Source organism: Flavobacterium sp. (assembly GCF_013823965.1).
GTDB lineage: Bacteria > Bacteroidota > Bacteroidia > Flavobacteriales > Flavobacteriaceae > Flavobacterium.
In genome coordinates this window covers 1-2,574 of the sequence record NZ_PNNA01000069.1, presented here as the reverse complement: position 1 = coordinate 2,574, position 2,574 = coordinate 1, and the positions used below count along the sequence as shown (strand labels likewise).

2 protein-coding genes are annotated in these 2,574 nt (G+C 36.0%); one reads left to right on the top strand and one right to left on the bottom strand.

The window, feature by feature from the left end; all coding sequences use genetic code 11:
• Nucleotides 1-67: 67 nt before the first annotated feature.
• Nucleotides 68-1,609, top strand: coding sequence for a glycine--tRNA ligase (locus tag C0430_RS08035; RefSeq protein ID WP_290867849.1), 1,542 nt, complete (start codon nucleotides 68-70; stop codon nucleotides 1,607-1,609).
• Between the two features lie 54 nt (nucleotides 1,610-1,663).
• Here the strand turns inward: C0430_RS08035 and C0430_RS08030 are convergent, their stop codons facing one another.
• Entirely contained in the window at nucleotides 1,664-2,206 is a 543-nt protein-coding gene (locus tag C0430_RS08030; protein ID WP_290867844.1) for a hypothetical protein, read from the bottom strand.
• Nucleotides 2,207-2,574: the final 368 nt, after the last annotated feature.

Below are 2,574 nucleotides of genomic sequence, written 5' to 3'. Positions count from 1 at the left end.
AAATCAATGATTCAAACTTTAAGAATTTCCTTTTTTTTAAGTTCACTTTTTATATTTTTGCATCATTATGGCAAAACAAGAAGATTTATTCAAAAATGTAGTTTCGCACGCAAAAGAGTACGGATTTATTTTTCCGTCAAGCGAAATATACGATGGCTTAAGTGCAGTCTATGATTATGCACAAAATGGAGTCGAATTAAAAAAGAACATACGCGAATATTGGTGGAAATCAATGGTTCAAATGAACGATAACATCGTGGGACTTGACGCGGCAATATTGATGCATCCAACGACTTGGAAAGCATCAGGTCACGTGGATGCCTTCAACGACCCATTGATTGACAACAAAGATTCCAAAAGAAGATACCGAGCCGATGTCTTGATTGAAGATTATGCTGAAAAGCTGAATCTAAAAGCAAAAAAAGAAATCGAAAAAGCAAAAGTTCGTTTTGGCGACGCTTTCAACGAGCAAGAATTCATCACGACCAACGCAAGAGTGGTGGAATATTTGGCCAAAGAAAGAGAAATTCTCGAAAGAATGGGACGTTCTTTAGGTAATGGCGATTTGGAAGACGTAAAAGCGTTAATCGAAGAACTGGAAATTGCTTGTCCGGAATCAGGTTCCAGAAATTGGACCGAAGTGCGTCAATTCAACTTGATGTTTGGTACCAAATTGGGAGCTTCTGCCGATACGGCAATGGATTTATACTTGCGTCCGGAAACGGCTCAGGGTATTTTTGTGAACTTCTTGAATGTGCAAAAATCAGGAAGAATGAAAGTTCCTTTTGGAATTGCCCAAACCGGAAAAGCGTTTAGAAACGAAATTGTTGCGAGACAATTCATTTTCCGCATGCGTGAATTCGAACAAATGGAAATGCAGTTTTTCGTGCGTCCAGGCGAAGAAATGCAATGGTACGAACATTGGAAAACAACTCGTTTGAACTGGCATTTGTCACTTGGTTTAGGAAAAGAAAAATACCGTTTTCACGATCACGAAAAGTTGGCGCATTATGCGAATGCTGCTGCCGATATCGAGTTTGATTTCCCTTTTGGATTCAAGGAATTGGAAGGAATTCACTCGAGAACAGATTTCGATTTGAAAGCACACGAACAATATTCAGGAAGAAAATTACAATATTTTGATGCTGAATTGAACCAAAACTACGTTCCTTACGTAGTGGAAACTTCGGTAGGTTTGGATAGAATGTTCTTGGCAGTTTTTGCTACTTCGTTGAAAGAGGAAACATTGGAAGATGGTTCAACAAGAACAGTATTAAAATTACCGGCTGTTTTAGCACCAACAAAAGCGGCAGTTTTACCGTTGGTTAAAAAAGATGGCTTGCCGGAAATCGCAAACAAAATCATCGATGATTTGCGTTGGGATTTCAACGTGGCTTATGATGAAAAAGATGCCGTGGGAAGACGTTACAGACGACAAGATGCTTTGGGGACTCCTTTCTGCATCACGGTAGATCACCAAACGGCAGAAGACCAAACGGTAACCATCCGTCACAGGGACACGATGAAACAAGACCGCGTGAAAATCGCCGACTTGAAATCAATTATCGAAAATGAAGTTTCGATGAAGAATTGGTTGATGAAAATGTAATTATACCTTTATTTATATAGAAAAGGCTTCTCAATTTGAGAAGCCTTTTTTTTGTTAAAATCTATAACCAATGTTTAAATCACCTCGGAAAACTGCTTCAGGAGTGCTCATCCCTCCTCCAATTGTTCTGCCAACTCCAAATAAAAGTTCAAAAATAAATCCTGAAGAATTAATCCATTTTTTGCCAAGTGATAATCCTAATGCTCCAGCGGTAAATTTTTCTTCAATTGCATAGCTGTCATAACTGTTTTTGCCTGTCAGGATTTTTCCAAATCCTTCAACAAAAAAACCGGAAGCGCCATATTCTCTCGTTTCTTGGAAATAAAAACGTGCAAATGGCGTAATCGAAAAATCTTCTGGATAATCAATTTTTTTATCCAGATTTACTAATATCGAACTTCCATAAGTAAAATTTTTGGAATGAATGTACTCGTAAGTGGCTTCGAATATAGGCCCAGAAAGGAGTTTAATTCCTCCGGCTTTCAACTCGTGTTGTCTGTCAAATATGGATTTTTCTTTGGGCTTCTCCACTATTGTTTCTTGGCAAAAACCGGCGAGAGAAGAAGATAAACAAAGTATAAGGAGTATTTTTTTCATTTTTTAATATTTTTTCATTTCAAATGTATAAAATTTTTCTGATTATTATCATGGTTTAAAATTTATTTTAAAAGGGTGTTAAATCGTTTCCTTGCTGCATTTTATCGGTTTTATTTGCACTTTATTTTAATGTATTAACATTTGTTCAAAAACTATTAACAACACAAACATAAAATGATGTAAATGTTTATTTTTAACTTGTTAAAAAAGACTTTTTTATTAAAAATGAGGAGTTTTTATTTAACTAGTTTCCCAAAACTACCTTAATTACTTAATATTTTAAAGTGTTTCGCTTTGAACGTCTAATGTTATGCCTAACAAATTAGGACAAAACATTGATGAATTACCCGTACATTATTATTGACGAC

What these genes read in the sequence shown, in the direction of transcription:
- C0430_RS08035 (WP_290867849.1), top strand. Translation starts at nt 68, where the DNA reads ATGGCAAAACAAGAAGATTTATTCAAAAATGTAGTTTCGCACGCAAAA.
- C0430_RS08030 (WP_290867844.1), bottom strand. Translation starts at nt 2,206, where the DNA reads ATGAAAAAAATACTCCTTATACTTTGTTTATCTTCTTCTCTCGCCGGT.